Origin of the sequence: Acetobacterium fimetarium, from assembly GCF_014284475.1 — a bacterium.
In the GTDB taxonomy this organism is placed as follows: Bacteria; Bacillota; Clostridia; order Eubacteriales; family Eubacteriaceae; genus Acetobacterium; species Acetobacterium fimetarium.
Window position 1 is genome coordinate 43,769 of the sequence record NZ_WJBC01000015.1, and the last position, 16,889, is coordinate 60,657.

Sequence of the window (16,889 nt, forward strand, 5' to 3'; positions counted from 1 at the left end):
GCATAGTCCGTAACAGGTGGTTTGTGCTAAAAGTCTTTTTTGATACAGCAAAGAAAACTATTTCAATTCCAATCCTGCGACAATCTCATCGATTCCCGTGAGAATATAGTTGGGACGGTATGGAAAATCTTTGACAGTTTCACGGGTGGATACGCCACTGAGAACCAAAAAAGTGGTCAATCCGGATTCGATCCCGGCAATGATATCCGTATCCATGCGGTCACCGATAATAACGGCATCATCACTGTGAACGCCCAATCGTTTAATGCCGGTACGCATCATTAAAGGGTTGGGTTTTCCAACATAATAGGCCTCTTTACCGGTAACGAGCTCAATGGGAGCGACAAAAGCGCGGCAGGCCGGGATGATGCCTTCTTCTGACGGCCCGGTCAGATCCGGGTTTGTGCCAATCAGTTTGGCGCCCTTATTAATTAATTTAACAGCGCGTAAAATACTGTCATAATTATAGTTGTGGGTTTCACCGATGATGACATAGTCAGGGTTGACATCATTCATGGTAATTTCTGCATCATACAGGGCATTGACCAGTCCGGGCTCGCCGATGACATAGGCGGATCCGCCAGGGCATTGGTCCTTGATAAACTTGGCTGTGGCCAACGCACTGGTATAAAAATGACTTTCATCAATTTCCAATCCCAGCCGATTGAGTTTTTCCTTCAATTCAATCGGTGAACGTTCACTGGAATTGGTTAGAAAGAGAAAATTCTTGTCCATGGCATAAAGCCAGTTGACGAATTCGATGACTCCGGGTAAGAGTCGATTACCATGATAGATGACACCATCCATATCGCAGATAAAGCCTTTTTTATCTTTAATGAGTTCTTTTAGTTCTTCATTCATTATTAAGTACCTCCAATAATTTCTAATTTATTTTTATATGCATAGTTTATAATATTTAAACATGAATCAGCTTAAGTAATCAAGGCAATCAATGTAAAAACTATTGACAAAAAATAGCGGGAAAAATATAATATAGTAATTCCAGGTGAAATACTTGGAAATAAAGGAGTAAAGATTATGTTTTCTGGTTTTAAAGCCGTTAAAAATGATATTCAGGTAACGATGCGTAAAGATCCGGCGGCGCGATCTGCAATTGAGGTTTATTTTCTATACCCGCATATCAAGGCACTGAAAACGTATCGACGCGCTCATAAGCTTTATCAGGAGGGCCATTTTTTTACAGCGCGCTGGCTGTCTCAAAGAGCCAGAAAGAAAACTGGAATTGAGATACATCCCGGTGCAGAAATCGGCGAGAACCTGTTTATCGACCATGGTATGGGTGTCGTTATTGGTGAAACGACGATTATTGGAGATAATGTAACCCTCTATCAGGGAGTAACTCTGGGGGGAACCGGAAAAGAAAAAGGAAAGCGCCATCCGACCCTTGGCAATTGTGTCGTGGTTGGCTCTGGGGCAAAAATACTGGGGAATATTTATATTGCACCAGGAACGAAGGTTGGAGCAAATGCAGTGGTACTAAAAGATACGACCTATGAGTCGACTGCAGTTGGAATTCCGGCCCGGGTTATTGATAAAGAAAAAAAGATTTATAATTTATAGAAAGACATTGTGAATGGGAATTCTTTTTTTATTGTGATATGATATATTAAAAAAGTGAAGTTTAATTTGATCGATACAATTGGTATTGACTTTTACGACAGGATCATATAAAATCACGTCAGACAAATATAAACGCAAAATGGGGTACACCACCGAAAGGGTGTTGTTCTTGTTTTGTGTTTTTTTATTGCTTTTTTTGAAAGGAAGTGAGAAGAATGAGAGTCAATGGAAAAGAAATTACATTAAGCAGTAATCATAAACTGCTGGATTTTCTGGAAATCAATCAATACGACCCTCAAAAAATTGCCATCGAACGCAATGGCGAAATAGTGCCGAAATCTGCTTACCATCAGGTAATCCTCGATAATGAAGACCGACTTGAAATTGTAAGCTTTGTGGGCGGGGGTTGAGCGATGGAACTGCTGATCAATGGAAAAAAAATGGAATTGAATTGTGATACGGCCTTTGAAGTCCGGGACTGCATCGGAAAGCCACAGGATATTGTTATTCTGAATGGTTTCCAGATTGAAGAAAACTGCAGACTGAAGGAAAACGACAGTATCGCAGTTATTGGAAAAGGCCGGCTGCCCAAACGGGAAGAACTTGAAAGTATGATGGTGGCGCGGCATACACCCAGGGTACATGAGCAACTGAAAAAGGGAAAAGTTGCGATTGCCGGACTGGGAGGTCTGGGATCAAATATCGCGGTGATGCTGGCCAGAATCGGCGTGGGGCAGCTGCTGCTGGTTGATTTTGATGTGGTTGAGCCAAGCAATCTGAATCGGCAGAATTACTACGTCAGCCATTTGGGAATGCCGAAAACGGAAGCGTTAAAAATACAAATCGCTGAGATCAATCCGTTTATTAAAATAGATGTCCGCAAGAAAAAAGTGTCTGAAGCGAATGTCAAAGAGATTTTCAGCGGTTATGACATCGTCTGCGAGGCGTTTGATAAAGCGGAGATGAAATCCATGCTCGTGAATACGGCGTTGGCGGAATTGAAGGGCATCAAAATTGTTTCGGCCTCTGGAATGGCGGGTTATGACAGCGGAAACCGGATTAAAACAACGCGAGTCATGAAAAATTTATATCTTTGTGGCGATCTGGAAAATAGTGCAGAAGTAGGCAGAGGACTGATGGCGCCAAGGGTACAGATTTGTGCCGGCCATCAGGCAAATATGATTCTACGGCTGCTGCTGGGAATAGAAGAAGTATAGGAGAAGAAAAATGAATGATCAATTGGTAATCGGCGGGCATTGTTTTCAGTCCCGCTTTATTTTGGGGTCTGGCAAGTTTTCATTGGAAATAATGAAAGCAGTGGTTGAGAATGGTGGCGCAGAAATTGTAACCCTGGCACTGCGTCGGGCAAATATTGGCGGCGAAGAAAATATTCTGGAACATATTCCGGACCATGTGACACTGCTGCCGAATACATCGGGAGCAAGAAACGCCGAAGAAGCGGTAAGAATTGCCCGGTTGGCCAGAGAAGTGAACTGCGGTGATTTTGTAAAAGTGGAAGTCATCCGCGATTCCAAGTATCTGATGCCGGATAATTATGAGACCATCAAGGCAACGGAAATCCTTGCAAAAGAAGGCTTTATAGTAATGCCCTATATGTATCCGGATTTGAATGTGGCGAGAGCGCTGGTTGACGCCGGTGCGGCAGCAGTGATGCCTTTGGCGGCCCCCATTGGCAGTAATAAGGGGTTGAGCACGAAAGATTTTATCCAGATTCTGGTAGATGAAATAGATTTGCCGATCATTGTGGATGCGGGCATCGGCCGGCCATCCGAGGCCTGTGAGGTCATGGAAATGGGCGTGGATGCCGTGATGTGCAATACGGCAGTAGCGACGGCTGGGAATGTTGCCCTGATGGCGAAAGCATTTGGACAGGCCATTGCGGCAGGCCGGAATACCCATCTTGCGGGTCTTGGCCGGGTACTGAATCGTGTCGCCGAAGCATCAAGTCCGCTGACCGGATTTTTGGAGGACTGAGGATGGCAATCAAGAAAACAAACCCGATGGAATACGGCAAAGACATGGAAATCATTGATTCAGACATGATGAACCAGATTATAAAAATGGTGAAAAACTATGATTACAATCAATACACCGAGGCCGATGTAAAAAGGGTGATGAGCAAAGAAACGCTCAAGCCAGATGACTTTGGGGTGATCCTGTCGCCGGCCGCCTTGCCGTTTCTTGAAGAATTGGCAAAAAAAGCGGTGACAGAGACCAGAAAGCATTTCGGCAACAACGTCTGTCTTTTTACGCCGCTGTATATTTCCAACTACTGTGAAAATCACTGCGTCTACTGCGGGTTCAACTGCAAAAATAAAATTCGCCGGGGAAAACTTTCTTTTGCTGAAATGGAAGAGGAGCTTAAGGCCATTGCAGAAACCGGCTTAAAGGAGTTGCTGATTTTAACAGGGGAATCCCGTCATCAGTCCGGGGTGGGTTATATCGGAGAAGCCATCAAATTGGCTGCAAATTATTTTACCAACATCGGCATCGAAATATATCCCCTCAATTCGGATGAATATGCCTACCTTCATGATTGCGGGGCGGATTTTGTTTCTGTTTATCAGGAAACCTACAACATTGATAAGTATGAACAGGTTCATTTAAGCGGTTCCAAACGGATTTTTCCCTACCGGTTCTATTCCCAGGAGCGGGCCATACAAGGAGGAATGCGCGGCGTTGCTTTCGGAGCGCTGCTGGGACTGGATGATTTCCGAAAAGATGCCTTTGCCACCGGTTTGCATGCATTTCTCATGCAGCAAAAATATCCCCATGCCGAGATTGCTTTTTCGACGCCGCGATTGAGACCATTTATCAACAATGCGGACAATAATCCCAATGATGTCCATGAGAAACAGCTGCTCCAGGTGATGATTGCCTTCCGTCTGTTGATGCCGTATGCCGGCATTACCATTTCAACCCGGGAAAGAGCAGGATTTCGCGATAATGTCATCGGCATGGTGGCGACTAAGATTTCTGCCGGTGTGAGCGTAGGGGTCGGCGGCCATAAACTTGAAGAAAAGGCAGACGAACAGTTTGAGATATCCGATCCCAGAAGTGTCCCGGAGGTGCATCGGATGATTTTAAGCAAGGGGCTGCAGCCAGTTTACACGGATTACATCCGGGTTTAAAAGGACAGAAGGAGAGAGAATCAACATGCTGATTTGTGTAACCAATCGAAAACTGTGCAAAGATGATTTCCTGGGCCGAATCAACCAAATTGCTGCCGGAAAACCGCAGGCCATCGTGTTGCGGGAAAAAGACCTGAATTTGTCGGAGTATGAAAAGATGGCGGTGGCAATCGATACAATCTGTAAAAAAAATCAGGTCGCCCTGATTATCAGCCAGAACATTGAAGTAGCGGTCAAAATGAAGCATCCGAACGTCCAATTATCGATGGATAATTTAAGAAAATATCAAAACGAGATTAAAAAATTTAAAAATATCGGTGCTTCCGTCCATTCGGTGGCTGAAGCAGAAGAAGCCCAAAAATTAGGGGCCACCTATCTGGTGGCCGGGCATATTTTTCCGACTGACTGCAAAAAAGGCGTTGCGCCAAGAGGGCTGACCTTTTTGAAAGAAGTATGCGATGCGGCCACAATTCCGGTGTTTGCCATCGGCGGGATCACCAGGGAAAGATTGGCAAAGGTTTTACAAACCGGCGCCGCGGGCGGCTGCATCATGAGTGAGGCCATGATTTGCGAAAAGCCGGAGCGGCTTGCCGGTGACTACAAGAATTTTCTTGAAAAAATATAAATAGCGGCAGGTATTGACAACCCTATGTTTAGGTGCTAAAATTGAAATCAATTAAATAGTTAGTCTTCAGGGCAGGGATTGTTTCCCTACCGGTGGTATAGCCCACGAGCCGCAAGGTATGATTCGGTGTAACTCCGAAGCCGACAGTAAAGTCTGGATGAAAGAAGATGATAAAGTTTGCTGCATGTTGATGCGTATCTTTGATTTATTAGCTCTGAAATGTTTTTCATTTCAGAGTTTTTTGTTTTAAAGCCGCAGAATCGCGCATTGAAAAAACTTTTTTAAAATGCCTTGAATAAATGTTTAAGGTGTTTTTTTTGTGGTTTATAAAGAGAGAGGAGATCCTGTGGAAGAACATAAAATATTTATGGGTATGGCCATCGATCTAGCCCAAAAAGGAAAAGGCCAGGTTAACCCCAATCCACTGGTTGGAGCGGTTATTGTGAAAGATGGCACCATCATCGGAAGTGGTTATCACGAAAAATACGGTGAGCTGCATGCGGAGAGGAATGCGCTGGCGGCCTGTACGCAGACTCCGGCAGGGGCAACCCTTTATGTGACCCTGGAGCCCTGCTGCCACACCGGAAAAACACCACCGTGCACCGAGGCGATCATCGAAAATAAAATCAGCCGAGTGGTCGTTGGCGCCAAGGATCCGAATCCACTGGTTGGCGGAAAGGGGATTGAGATCCTCAGGAATAACGGGATTGAGGTGATAACAGGGGTGATGGAAAAAGAATGCCTGGAACTGAACGAGGTCTTTTTTCACTTTATCAAAAATAAAACGCCTTTTGTGCTCATGAAATACGCCATGACCCTGGACGGGAAAATCGCCACTTATTCGGGAAAATCAAAATGGATCACCGGTGAAGTGGCAAGAGCGGCGGTTCACGAGACCAGAAACGAATATCGCGGCATTATGGTAGGGGTTCAGACGGTGATTCAGGATGATCCGCTGCTAACTTGCCGAAGGGAAGGCGGCCGTGATCCTGTTCGAATTATTTGTGACACCCATTTACGTACCCCCTTGTCAGCAAGGATCGTGGCGTCAGCCCGCAGAATTCCCACCTATCTGGCCACCTGCTCCCAGGATGAAAAGAAAATCAAACGCTTTGAAATTATGGGTTGCAGAATTTTGCAGATTTCAAAAGAAGGGAACCATCTCTGTCTCAAAGAACTGATGGATCGGCTGGGTGCGGAGAAAATCGACAGCATCATTCTGGAAGGCGGGGGTACCCTGAATTTCAGTGCCTTGAAAAGCGGCATTGTCAATAAGTTGCAGGTTTATATCGCACCCAAAATGTTCGGCGGAGCCACTGCCAAAAGTCCCGTCGAAGGGGTGGGGATTGAAGCTCCCAGTCAGGCATTCCAGTTTTCAGACCGAAAAATAAAAATTTTCGGTGATGATATTTGTCTCGAATACTACAGGAGGTGATGATATGTTTACCGGAATTATTGAAGAAGTAGGAAAAATAACAGCTGTTACCAAAGGGCAGCGATCCTCCCAGTTATGGGTTCAGGGGGATCTGATTATGGAAGATTTGAAACTCGGCGACAGTGTGGCTGTCAACGGCGTGTGCCTGACCGTGTCTCAGCTCAAAGGAAGCCAGTGGATGGCAGATGTGATGAGTGAAACCCTTAAAAGAAGCGACCTGGGGGAACTGAAACCGGGGAATCCGATCAATCTGGAACGGGCCATGCCGGCGAATGGACGGTTCGGCGGACATCTGGTATCCGGCCATATCGACGGGACCGGACAGATTGTCCAGATAAATCAGGATGAAAATGCCATAATATTTGAGATCAGCGCAGCGGCAAAGGTACTCCGGTATATTATTGAAAAAGGTTCCCTTGCGATCGACGGAATCAGTCTGACGGTGACAGCGGTAAACGACGCAACCTTCAGGGTTTCGATTATTCCCCATACGGTCAAACATACCATTCTGGGGACAAAGAAAAAAGGCGATCTGGTTAATCTGGAAAATGATATGGTCGGAAAATACATTGAGAAATTCCTGCTTTCGGGTCCACCGGAAGAGGCAAAATCATCAGGAAATAATAAAAACGATAAACTGACCATGGCTTTTCTAACACAAGCAGGATTTTAAAAAAAGCTTGAAGCAGCAGAATAAGAGAGGGCAAAAATGTTTAAATTTAATACCATTGACGAAGCACTGGAAGATTTGAGAAATGGAAAGATCATCATTGTAACCGATGATGATGACAGGGAAAATGAAGGGGACTTTATCTGTGCGGCAGAATTTGCAACCACTGAAAACGTGAATTTTATGGCGGTTCATGGCAAGGGGCTTATCTGCATGCCGATGAGTGAAAAACTGATTAAAAAACTCAGCATCCCCCAGATGGTCACGGAGAATACCGATAACCATGGAACGGCCTTTACGGTATCGATTGATCATGTCGAGACGACGACAGGCATTTCGGCCAAAGAGCGTTCAGTGACCGCTATTAAATGTGTGGACGATGACGCCAAACCGGAGGATTTCCGCAGGCCGGGGCATATGTTCCCACTGCTTTCAAAAGAAAACGGAGTACTGGAACGCAACGGGCATACCGAGGCGACGGTTGATCTCATGAAACTGGCAGGATTAAAGGAATGCGGCTTATGCTGTGAAATCATGCAAGAAGACGGAACCATGATGCGAACGCCGGAGCTCATCAAGCTGGCGGAAACGCATCAGCTCAAATTTATTACCATTGCGGATTTGCAGAACTACCGAAAATTGCATGAAAAATTGGTTGAACAGGTGACAGACACAAAAATGCCGACAAAATATGGCGATTTCATCGCTTACGGCTACATCAATAAATTGAATGGTGAACATCACGTGGCACTTGTCAAAGGAAACGTAGACGATGGCAATCCGGTTCTCTGCCGGGTGCATTCGGAATGTCTGACCGGTGACGCCTTCGGATCACTCCGCTGTGACTGCGGGGATCAGTTTGCGGCGGCCATGATGGCCATCGAAAAAGAGGGCCGAGGAATTCTCCTGTACATGCGTCAGGAGGGCCGGGGCATTGGTTTGATCAACAAGCTTAAGGCTTATCATCTGCAGGACCAGGGGATGGATACCGTCGAGGCGAATATTGCCCTGGGATTTCCCGATGATCTGCGGGAGTATTACATCGGTGCGCAGATTTTAAGAGATCTGGGGGCAAAAAAGCTGAGACTATTAACCAACAATCCGAAGAAAATCGAAGGAATGGAAGACTACGGTCTGGAAATCGTTGAGCGTGTTCCCATCCAGATTGAAGCATCGGATCATGATGAATTCTATTTAAAAACAAAACAGAATAAAATGGGTCATATTTTAAATTATAAATAAGAAGGAGCTTAAAATGAAAATTTATGAAGGAAAAGTAGTAGCAAAGGGAATCAAGGTCGGGATTGTAGCAGCACGTTTTAATGAATTTATTGTATCAAAACTCGTAGCCGGTGCCGTTGACGGACTGAAACGTCATGATGTCAAAGAAGAGGATATTGAAGTGGCCTGGGTTCCCGGGTGCTTCGAGATTCCCCTGATCGCTTCCAAAATGGCGAAAATGGGAAAATACGATGCGGTTATCTGCTTGGGTACGGTCATTCGAGGATCCACCAGCCATTACGATTATGTGTGCAGTGAAGTATCCAAGGGCGTGGCTCATGTCTCCCTGCAATCTGAGATCCCGGTAATCTTCGGTGTTCTGACCACAGAAAATATCGAGCAGGCTATTGAACGCGCCGGAACGAAAGCCGGCAACAAAGGGTATGATGCGGCTTTGTCGACCATTGAAATGGTGAATCTGATTAACGAAATGTCGAATTAAAAAAGAAGATACAACTGGAAAGATAGAAAAAGCCTTCGCTGAAATTTCGGCGAAGGCTCTTTTGATCATTGATTAAATTAAGCTAATTCGGAAGTAGTGATGATACCATTGTTTAAAGCATTTTCTTTGAGTTCTTCGTAGAGACCGGAGATACTGATATAGAAATAGGGATTGGAATAAAAAATACCAACCAGGCCAAAGGTAATACCAGAGAGCAGAAACCAGCCGATAAAGCTCAGATACATCACAAATATTTCGCCTTTATGGCCCTGAGTCATGCGCATGGAAATTTTAAGGGCTTCCGTCGCATTGACGTTGGGACAGTCGGCCAGAATGTAGGGAGTCATACTGTAAGCAATCGCTTTAATAATACCGGGAATAATAAATAATAGCATCCAAAGATAGGTGAATAACCACATCCAGAGCATCCCGCCGAGTTTTCGGCCGTAATTGTTGAAACCGGTGGTAAACATCGTTTCAATATCAGCTGATTCACCGCGGTAGACACAGAGAGAAAAATACTGAATTCCGACCATGATCGGTGGTGCGAGCAGGATATAAGCGATTCCGAATGAGACGCCGGAAGCGGCCCCGATGATGAGAAACGCCAGGATGACTGCACCAACAGACATCCAATAATTTTCGGAAAATTGCTGTTTGGCAGTAGCCTTGATTTCTTGTCTTGTTTTCATGAAAATCTCCTTCATTTTAAATTTTATTATATCTTAAGATTGTTTGTATATAATAGCACGATTTATGGAAAAGAGGAAGAAGAAAATGGAAGAGCAGTCAACGCGTAATGAAACTATTATTCCGGGCCGTTACCGGCATTACAAGGGAAATGAATATGAAGTCATCGGGGTGGGAACGCACAGTGAAACCCTGGAAGCCATGGTGGTTTACCGCCCCTTGTATGGCGAAGGCGGGCTTTGGGTTCGCCCCGCCACGATGTGGAATGAAATGATCGAAAAAGACGGCGTCATTTTAAAACGTTTTGAATATATTGGAGAGGCATCATAAAAAAAACATGAACTATAATCTAGAAAAAAACAACCTGTTAAACGACCTGAAGGGACTTTTGCAAATCGATTCAACAAATGCCGATGCAGGCCCGGTTATGCCGGAGGCACCCCTGGGCATTGGCATCAACAACGCCATCAACTATGTCCTGGATCTGGGAGAGCGCTTCGGTTTTAAAACCAAAAACTGCGACGGCTATTGCGGTTACATTGAAATGGGTCAGGGCGAAGAAATGATCGGAATCCTGACTCATGTGGATACGGTTCCGGTGGGGGACGGCTGGTCCGTGAATCCCTTTGATCTGACCATCGACGGCGACAAGGTCTTTGGCCGGGGAACCATTGACAACAAGGGGCCCACCCTGGTGGCGCTGTATGCCATGAAGGCGCTGGCAGATAGCGACGCTCTGATCAATAAACGGGTTCGGCTGATTATCGGCGGCGATGAAGAAGGGGACGAATGGCATTGTATGAATCGCTACAAAGCCACAGAGGAATCGCCTACCTATGCCTTTTCACCGGATTCCGGGTATCCGGCTATTTTTGCCGAAAAGGGAATTCTCAGTATCAGCATCGAACGGGATCTGGATCCTTCAATACAAAACCTGGACTTTTTCAGCGGTACCCAAATCAACACCGTTCCGGATTATGCTAAAGCCATTGTCAGAGATGCGGTTTACGAGAGCATCGGCAAGCCCGCCCATGCGTCCCAGCCCCATGAAGGGATTAACGCGATGTTTTTACTGGCCCGGGAGCTGAGAGCGCTGGGGCTGGACCATCCCTTTCTGGATCTCATTGACATCGCGACCTCGGAGGGACTTGATATTAATTTTGAAGATGAAATTTCCGGAAAACTCACCATCAATCCGTCCATTGCCCATGTCGACAAGGAAAGGGCGATTTTGAAGTGTGATATCCGTTACCCGGTGACGATGAATGGGGCAGATATTGGCAAAAATATTGCCAGAGCAGTGGAACCCCTTGGTTTTCGGTTTAAAATCAATCATGATCTGGCGCCATTGCATATGGAAAAGGAAAGTTATCTCATTGATGCACTGCAGAAAATATATGAAGACTACACCGGTGATACCACCGGACCCAAGGTCATCGGCGGGGGAACCTATGCCCGGGCCTTTGATAACGCCGTGGCTTTTGGGGGCCGATTCCCCGAGGAGCCCAATACCTGTCATCAGACCGATGAATACTGGAGTATCAAAAGCATGAAGATGAATTTTGATATTATCACCAAAGCGCTGGAAAGTCTGGTACAATAATATCTGGGCTGACCATGGGTTAGCCTGGACAAGTAAATTGCGAAAGTGCGTGAGCTTAACGCTCAGTTTCGCACGAACCAATTTTTACACTGTACGGCGGACAGTCTAGCGACTGTTCGCCTACACGTTACAAAACTGGTTGTGGAAACTGAGCGTTAAGCAATAATTGTTCGAGGTTAGTAAATTCGACAACGGCAGGGAGTTTTGTAAAAGAAAAAGAAATGGGGAAAAACATGACCATTCATTTTGATAAAGAAGCAGTTCTGGAGGCCTTGAGGGGGCTGTTGAAAATAAAGACAGTCAGCGCCAATGCCGGAGCGATCACGCCGGAAGCGCCCCTGGGAACCGGGATCAACGAGGCGATCAATTACGTTTTGGATTTAGGAAAAAGTTTTGGTTTCAGAACCAAAAATTGTGACGGTTACTGCGGTTATGTGGAGATCGGAGAGGGCGAAGAAATGGTGGCAGCGATCACCCATATCGATACGGTGGAAGTGGGAGATGACTGGACCGTGCCGCCTTTTGACTTAACCATTGACGGCGACCGGATTTATGGCCGGGGTGTGCTGGATGACAAGGGACTCACCATCGTGTCGCTCTTTGCTCTGAAAGCCCTGATGGATGCCGGGGTCCCGATCAGCAAGCGGGTTCGTCTGATTGTCGGCGGCGACGAAGAAGGGGGAAACTGGGCCTGCATGAATCGGTACAAAGAAACCGAAGAGACCCCCAGCTACTCTTTTTCTCCGGATTCCGGCTTTCCGGTTATTTTTGCGGAAAAGGGCATCATGAATATCATATTCCAGAAAAAGCTGGAAGCTGCGATGCCGATTCTGAAATTTAGCGGCGGCAAGCAGATCAATTCAGTGCCGGACTATGCCAAAGCGGTGTTTAATGGACAGACCTACGAAGCAAAAGGCAAGACTGCCCATGCTATGGAGCCTGACAAGGGAGATAATGCGCTCTTGAAACTGGCCAATGAGTTGAGAACAGCAGGGATCGACCATCCCATTATCGATCTGCTGGGCCGGGCCACGACAAAAGGTTTCGGCATTGATTTATCCGACGCGGTGTCAGGAGAACTGACCCTGAATCCGGCCATCGTACAGGTGGATGACAAGAAGGCTGTCCTCCGCTGTGATATCCGTTATCCAGTGACAATGAAGAGCAGCGACCTCTGCGCCGCCATTCAGAAAGCCACCGCAGATCTGGGTTTTGATTTCGAAATGGATCACGATGTGAAGCCGTTGCATGTCGACAAAGACAGTTTTCTGGTCACATCGCTGCAAAAAGTATATGCCGACTACACCGGGGATCTTTCCGAACCGATGGTTTCTGGTGGCGGAACCTATGCCCGGGCCTTTGAAAACGCCGTAGCCTTCGGCGGTGTTTTTACCGGTGAGGAAAACACCTGTCATCAGACTGATGAATTCTGGAGCATTGACAGCATGGCGAAGAACTTTGATATTATTGTGAAAGCGCTGGCCGTGCTGGCCCAGTAAATAAGCAAAATATAAACGGCAAAAGCTATTGTCGACCATTAAATCAAAAATGGTTGACAATAGGTTTTTTTTTGGTTAGAATAACCCCAGAGGTGAAAAAATGTCGACAAAACAAAAATTATTAAAAACCTTGGAAGAAAATAGAGAAACCTATCTCTCCGGAGAAGTGCTGGCCAGCACCATGAATGTCTCCCGGTCGGCCATCTGGAAGGCCATCAAAGTATTAAAAGAAGAGGGGTATGAAATAGAGTCCACCACCAACAAGGGTTATCGCTTAAAAAGCGAATCGGATCTGATGTCGGCGGAAGGGATATACCCCTGGCTGTCCCCAACCAATCAGGAGCTTGAACTGATGGTCTTAAAAACCGTTGGTTCCACCAATCAGGAAGCCAAGAAATTGGCACTGGAAGGGGCAAAAACGGGAACCGTTATTATCGCCGAAGAGCAAACCCAGGGACGGGGCCGAATGGGCCGTTCCTTTTACTCACCGCCCAAAAGCGGGATTTATTTAAGTCTGGTGTTGCGTCCCGATGTTGCCGCCCGTGATGCGGTGCTGTTAACCACTGGGGCATCGGTGGGAGTTTGCCGGGCCATCAAAAAAGTGACGGGCATTGATACCCAGATCAAGTGGGTCAATGATATTTACCGGGGCGACCGGAAAATTGTCGGGATTCTCACCGAGGCGGTGACCAACTTTGAGAACGGACAGTTTGAGTTTGTGATCATCGGCATCGGGGTGAATTTCAAACAGCCGGAAGAACAATTACCTGACGAGTTGAAAGACATTGTCGGTACTCTATTTAATGAAAAACCGGACGCCCTGACCCGTAATCGGCTGGCCGCTGAAATTATCAACGAGGTCATGAGTATCTGTGAAGATTTAACGAACCGGGATTTCCTGGCAGAATATAAAACCCATTCCCTTGTTTTAGGAAAACAGATCAGGGTTTTTCGGAACAATCAATGGGAAGTGGCCACCGCCCTGGACATCAGTGACGAAGGCGGATTAATTATCAAAAATCAATTTGGGCAGACGGAAACTCTGAACAGCGGGGAAATCAGTATTAGAAAGATCTAGGAAATTAATAGAATGCTGTGAGCTTCGCTGTCAGTTTACACGAAATAATTTTTACACTACAGAAAATTAGAATAGGATGGAAAAAATGATCGAAAAAAATACCCTCAATACAAGAATGTTGGTGCTTTGCGCCATTTTTGCGGCGCTGCTGGTGGTGGGGGCCTATATCAAGGTGCCTCTGCCGGGAATACCCTTTACCCTCCAGACCCTGTTTGTGATACTGGCAGGACTACTGCTGGGATCCCGCGGCGGGCTGATTGCAGTGCTGGTTTATCTTTTTATGGGTCTCATTGGCTTGCCGGTATTCTCCGGCGGCGGTGGTCTGATGTATGTGTTTAAACCAAGCTTTGGCTACCTCCTGGGCTTTGCTCTAGCTGCTTTTGTCACTGGCTGGCTGGCCGAAAAAAACACCAGTGGCACAACCGGAAAGATGCTTCTGGCCGCTCTGGCCGGAACCGCTGCCATCTATGCAGTCGGTTTGCCATGGTACTATGTCATTGCCAATTATTACCTTAACACCCCGGTGGGCGCAGCCACGCTGATGATGACCGGGTTTGTGATGACCCTGCCGGGCGATCTGATTAAGATCGCCGTGAGCGTGCTGCTGGCCAAACGACTGGCCCCGGTGCTCCGGCAAGGTGTGATCACAAAATAATTTTGGGGAACATATACGTATTAAGAGATAAAAATAAGTGAAGCCGCGCAGCCCCGTTGGGGCAGATTTTCAAAAACAACGCTCCCGCCATGGATTTTCATGATCCGACGAACAATGATCAGCCCTAAACCGTGGTTTCCCAATAACAGCGATTCATCCAATCCCCCTGAATTTTCGATAAGTTCAGGGGGATATCCTTTGCCATCATCACTGACTTTAATCACCAGACCATTCGTGGATTTAGTCACCGAAAGCCGGATATTACAACCCTGGGGATTATGCCGGATGCTGTTGTCAATCAGGTTGGTCAGCGCTCGGCGAATCAGCGCCTGATCGCAAAGCAAAATGGGGCCGTTGGCTTCCTCGATCACATCGACAGCGAGGGAATAGGGCGCGGTCAGACCATTATTGATAAAATCCACCGCTACACCCCGGATTAATGCGGCTGGCGAAACTTTGGCCAGCTCCATCGGCTGGGCATGATACTCGAGTTTGGAAGCCAGGTTTAAATCGCTGATCAGTGACTTGATCCGTTGACTCTGTTGACGGATAATCCGAGCCTGATTTTGTTCGGCGGGTGGCAGGCTGGGGTTGTTTTCCAGTTCGCTGGCATAGCCCATCACCATCGACAGCGGGGTGCGGATATCGTGGGAAACTCCGGCAATCCATTCCGTGCGGGTCTGATCCCGATGAGCCAGTTGTTTTTCCTGCTGGCTGAGAATCACTGATGTTTCATTGAGAATCCTGGCAACTTCCCCGGTAACACCTCCGGTGGGAAGTTGTAGGGGTTCTTTTTTAGGTAGGGCGGTAATGCCGTTATATAGGGGTTTCAGCTTGCGGTAGAGCCACAGTCCCAGAAATAAGGCCAGCACCAGAGCCGCCAGCACGTTCAGGATCAAAAAACCGGCAATAAAACCGGGCACATGCGAAATGGTATCTTCGGTGGAGGTAATATTGTACTTCCAGATGGTGCTTTTAGGGTCGCCTAAAACCAGCAGTCCGTCGGGATGCTCCCAAACCGAGACCGGATAGTCGTTGAGATACCAACGGCTGAAGGAGGCCACATCGGTGAGGGTGTAATGCAGGGGAATATCCCCGGGCAGGTTTTTGTTCCAGATCACCTGGCCATCCCGGTTAATCAGCATCGCCCAAACATATTGTTGATCCATCAGCGCGGCGGCAGAGGCATCAAGTGTATAAGCCCCATCGGTGTTGATGAGTCCATCGGAAATATCGGCAATGGAATATTTAGGCGGCTGACTCCCGGAATAGGTCATCATCCAGTTGCTGGTAAAGACGATATTGATGGCGACCAGCACCAGCGCAATCAGAGCCGTCAGCAGAATCGAACGGGTGATGATTTTTCGCAAACTTTTCATTGCTTGGTTTCCTTTGCCAGTTTATAGCCCATGCCCCGGATGGTTAACAGGTATTGGGGTTGGGAGGGGTCCGCTTCAATTTTTTCCCGGAGCCGCCGGATGTGGACCATCAGGGTGTTTTCATAACCGTAGAGATCATCATCCCAGGCGCTGCGACAGAGGCTGTCGGCGGTGACGATATTACCCTGATTTTCCCAGAGCTTTTTGAGCAGAGCGTGCTCCTTAGCGGTCAGTGTTTTTTCACCGTCACCGCTCTTAACGATGCCGCTTTTAAAATTGACGGTCACCGCCCCCAGTACCAGACATTCGTCCGGCAGCGGCTGAGTCTGCAGCGGCTGGTAAACCCGCCGCAGGATCCCGCTTAAACGCAGCACCAACTCCCGGGGCAGAAAGGGTTTGGTAATATAATCATCGGCACCCAGCCCCAGCCCCAGGAGCCGGTTCTCGTCCTCATCCCGGGCGGACAAAAACAGCATCGGCACATTTGAATGCTGCCGCAGCTCCTGCATCAGCGAAAACCCGTCGCCATCCGGCAGCATCACATCGAGAATCACCCCATGAGGCTTTTCTGAAGCAAAAAGTTCCCGAGCCATTCGGCAGTTTTCGGCGCTGATGACCTGAGCAAATCCCGCCTGGTTCAAGACTGTTTTTAATAGATTGATAATTCCCGGTTCGTCATCCACAACCAGAAGCTTTGTTTCGAAAATCGTGTTCATCCTAATCACCCCCAAGTTATTATACCCGAAAAAATTGTTGGCGTTAGCACAAGAGATCAAAATTAAGGTAAACGTAAGGCCGG

19 protein-coding genes and 1 riboswitch are annotated in these 16,889 nt (G+C 47.1%); of the genes, 15 read left to right on the top strand and 4 right to left on the bottom strand.

The window, feature by feature from the left end:
- Nucleotides 1-57: 57 nt before the first annotated feature.
- A complete protein-coding gene (locus GH808_RS10625) occupies nt 58-861 on the bottom strand; it encodes an HAD-IIA family hydrolase (RefSeq protein WP_186842769.1) in 804 nt (267 codons plus the stop codon).
- 177 nt (nt 862-1,038) lie between these two features.
- On the opposite strand from GH808_RS10625, the gene epsC reads away from it, so the two are divergent.
- The 10 genes from epsC to ribH all read left to right on the top strand — a co-directional run bounded on the left by epsC (nt 1,039) and on the right by ribH (nt 9,186).
- Nucleotides 1,039-1,581, top strand: coding sequence for a serine O-acetyltransferase EpsC (gene epsC, locus GH808_RS10630; RefSeq protein WP_186842770.1), 543 nt, complete (start codon nt 1,039-1,041; stop codon nt 1,579-1,581).
- A 215-nt stretch (nt 1,582-1,796) separates the two neighbouring features.
- Nucleotides 1,797-1,991, top strand: coding sequence for a sulfur carrier protein ThiS (thiS, locus tag GH808_RS10635; RefSeq protein ID WP_186842771.1), 195 nt, complete (start codon nt 1,797-1,799; stop codon nt 1,989-1,991).
- A 3-nt stretch (nt 1,992-1,994) separates the two neighbouring features.
- Nucleotides 1,995-2,798, top strand: coding sequence for a sulfur carrier protein ThiS adenylyltransferase ThiF (gene thiF, locus GH808_RS10640; protein ID WP_186842772.1), 804 nt, complete (start codon nt 1,995-1,997; stop codon nt 2,796-2,798).
- 10 nt (nt 2,799-2,808) lie between these two features.
- The gene (locus tag GH808_RS10645; RefSeq protein WP_186842773.1) at nt 2,809-3,576 is read left to right on the top strand and encodes a thiazole synthase; all 768 of its coding nucleotides are present in this window, start codon (nt 2,809-2,811) and stop codon (nt 3,574-3,576) included.
- A 2-nt stretch (nt 3,577-3,578) separates the two neighbouring features.
- The gene (gene thiH, locus GH808_RS10650; protein WP_186842774.1) at nt 3,579-4,733 is read left to right on the top strand and encodes a 2-iminoacetate synthase ThiH; all 1,155 of its coding nucleotides are present in this window, start codon (nt 3,579-3,581) and stop codon (nt 4,731-4,733) included.
- Nucleotides 4,734-4,758: 25 nt separating this feature from the next.
- Complete coding sequence (locus tag GH808_RS10655) at nt 4,759-5,358, top strand: thiamine phosphate synthase (protein WP_186842775.1); 600 nt, start codon at nt 4,759-4,761, stop codon at nt 5,356-5,358.
- 58 nt (nt 5,359-5,416) lie between these two features.
- Nucleotides 5,417-5,531, top strand: a riboswitch (FMN riboswitch).
- A gap of 173 nt (nt 5,532-5,704) precedes the next feature.
- Nucleotides 5,705-6,793 carry a bifunctional diaminohydroxyphosphoribosylaminopyrimidine deaminase/5-amino-6-(5-phosphoribosylamino)uracil reductase RibD gene (gene ribD, locus GH808_RS10660; RefSeq protein ID WP_311135781.1) on the top strand — a complete coding sequence of 363 codons (1,089 nt, stop codon included), beginning with the start codon at nt 5,705-5,707 and terminating at the stop codon, nt 6,791-6,793.
- Nucleotides 6,794-6,797: 4 nt separating this feature from the next.
- Nucleotides 6,798-7,466, top strand: coding sequence for a riboflavin synthase (locus GH808_RS10665; protein ID WP_186842776.1), 669 nt, complete (start codon nt 6,798-6,800; stop codon nt 7,464-7,466).
- Nucleotides 7,467-7,502: 36 nt separating this feature from the next.
- Entirely contained in the window at nt 7,503-8,705 is a 1,203-nt protein-coding gene (locus tag GH808_RS10670) for a bifunctional 3,4-dihydroxy-2-butanone-4-phosphate synthase/GTP cyclohydrolase II (RefSeq protein ID WP_186842777.1), read from the top strand.
- A 13-nt stretch (nt 8,706-8,718) separates the two neighbouring features.
- Entirely contained in the window at nt 8,719-9,186 is a 468-nt protein-coding gene (gene ribH / locus GH808_RS10675; protein ID WP_186842778.1) for a 6,7-dimethyl-8-ribityllumazine synthase, read from the top strand.
- 77 nt (nt 9,187-9,263) lie between these two features.
- On the opposite strand, the gene GH808_RS10680 is transcribed toward ribH, so the two are convergent.
- Nucleotides 9,264-9,878 (bottom strand): DUF975 family protein, encoded by a 615-nt coding sequence (locus GH808_RS10680; RefSeq protein WP_186842779.1) that lies wholly within the window; start codon nt 9,876-9,878, stop codon nt 9,264-9,266.
- 85 nt (nt 9,879-9,963) lie between these two features.
- On the opposite strand from GH808_RS10680, the gene GH808_RS10685 reads away from it, so the two are divergent.
- The 5 genes from GH808_RS10685 (at nt 9,964) to GH808_RS10705 (ending at nt 14,711) form a co-directional block, all read left to right on the top strand.
- Nucleotides 9,964-10,206, top strand: a complete 243-nt coding sequence (locus GH808_RS10685) for a DUF1653 domain-containing protein (protein ID WP_186842780.1) — start codon at nt 9,964-9,966, stop codon at nt 10,204-10,206.
- Between the two features lie 7 nt (nt 10,207-10,213).
- Nucleotides 10,214-11,479, top strand: a complete 1,266-nt coding sequence (locus GH808_RS10690; protein WP_186842781.1) for a Sapep family Mn(2+)-dependent dipeptidase — start codon at nt 10,214-10,216, stop codon at nt 11,477-11,479.
- 221 nt (nt 11,480-11,700) lie between these two features.
- A complete protein-coding gene (locus tag GH808_RS10695) occupies nt 11,701-12,978 on the top strand; it encodes a Sapep family Mn(2+)-dependent dipeptidase (RefSeq protein ID WP_243166188.1) in 1,278 nt (425 codons plus the stop codon).
- A gap of 100 nt (nt 12,979-13,078) precedes the next feature.
- Nucleotides 13,079-14,056: a biotin--[acetyl-CoA-carboxylase] ligase gene (locus tag GH808_RS10700; RefSeq protein WP_186842782.1), complete on the top strand. Its 978-nt coding sequence runs from the start codon at nt 13,079-13,081 to the stop codon at nt 14,054-14,056.
- Between the two features lie 85 nt (nt 14,057-14,141).
- Nucleotides 14,142-14,711: a biotin transporter BioY gene (locus tag GH808_RS10705; protein WP_186842783.1), complete on the top strand. Its 570-nt coding sequence runs from the start codon at nt 14,142-14,144 to the stop codon at nt 14,709-14,711.
- 20 nt (nt 14,712-14,731) lie between these two features.
- On the opposite strand, the gene GH808_RS10710 is transcribed toward GH808_RS10705, so the two are convergent.
- Nucleotides 14,732-16,090: a sensor histidine kinase gene (locus GH808_RS10710; protein ID WP_186842784.1), complete on the bottom strand. Its 1,359-nt coding sequence runs from the start codon at nt 16,088-16,090 to the stop codon at nt 14,732-14,734.
- Complete coding sequence (locus GH808_RS10715) at nt 16,087-16,806, bottom strand: response regulator transcription factor (RefSeq protein WP_186842785.1); 720 nt, start codon at nt 16,804-16,806, stop codon at nt 16,087-16,089. The genes GH808_RS10710 and GH808_RS10715 overlap by 4 nt, the downstream gene beginning before the upstream one ends.
- Nucleotides 16,807-16,889 lie beyond the last annotated feature (83 nt).

Coding starts and splice junctions, on each gene's coding strand:
- GH808_RS10625 (WP_186842769.1), bottom strand. CDS start 861: ATGAATGAAGAACTAAAAGAACTCATTAAAGATAAAAAAGGCTTTATC.
- epsC (WP_186842770.1), top strand. CDS start 1,039: ATGTTTTCTGGTTTTAAAGCCGTTAAAAATGATATTCAGGTAACGATG.
- thiS (WP_186842771.1), top strand. CDS start 1,797: ATGAGAGTCAATGGAAAAGAAATTACATTAAGCAGTAATCATAAACTG.
- thiF (WP_186842772.1), top strand. CDS start 1,995: ATGGAACTGCTGATCAATGGAAAAAAAATGGAATTGAATTGTGATACG.
- GH808_RS10645 (WP_186842773.1), top strand. CDS start 2,809: ATGAATGATCAATTGGTAATCGGCGGGCATTGTTTTCAGTCCCGCTTT.
- thiH (WP_186842774.1), top strand. CDS start 3,579: ATGGCAATCAAGAAAACAAACCCGATGGAATACGGCAAAGACATGGAA.
- GH808_RS10655 (WP_186842775.1), top strand. CDS start 4,759: ATGCTGATTTGTGTAACCAATCGAAAACTGTGCAAAGATGATTTCCTG.
- GH808_RS10665 (WP_186842776.1), top strand. CDS start 6,798: ATGTTTACCGGAATTATTGAAGAAGTAGGAAAAATAACAGCTGTTACC.
- GH808_RS10670 (WP_186842777.1), top strand. CDS start 7,503: ATGTTTAAATTTAATACCATTGACGAAGCACTGGAAGATTTGAGAAAT.
- ribH (WP_186842778.1), top strand. CDS start 8,719: ATGAAAATTTATGAAGGAAAAGTAGTAGCAAAGGGAATCAAGGTCGGG.
- GH808_RS10680 (WP_186842779.1), bottom strand. CDS start 9,878: ATGAAAACAAGACAAGAAATCAAGGCTACTGCCAAACAGCAATTTTCC.
- GH808_RS10685 (WP_186842780.1), top strand. CDS start 9,964: ATGGAAGAGCAGTCAACGCGTAATGAAACTATTATTCCGGGCCGTTAC.
- GH808_RS10690 (WP_186842781.1), top strand. CDS start 10,214: ATGAACTATAATCTAGAAAAAAACAACCTGTTAAACGACCTGAAGGGA.
- GH808_RS10695 (WP_243166188.1), top strand. CDS start 11,701: ATGGGGAAAAACATGACCATTCATTTTGATAAAGAAGCAGTTCTGGAG.
- GH808_RS10700 (WP_186842782.1), top strand. CDS start 13,079: ATGTCGACAAAACAAAAATTATTAAAAACCTTGGAAGAAAATAGAGAA.
- GH808_RS10705 (WP_186842783.1), top strand. CDS start 14,142: ATGATCGAAAAAAATACCCTCAATACAAGAATGTTGGTGCTTTGCGCC.
- GH808_RS10710 (WP_186842784.1), bottom strand. CDS start 16,090: ATGAAAAGTTTGCGAAAAATCATCACCCGTTCGATTCTGCTGACGGCT.
- GH808_RS10715 (WP_186842785.1), bottom strand. CDS start 16,806: ATGAACACGATTTTCGAAACAAAGCTTCTGGTTGTGGATGACGAACCG.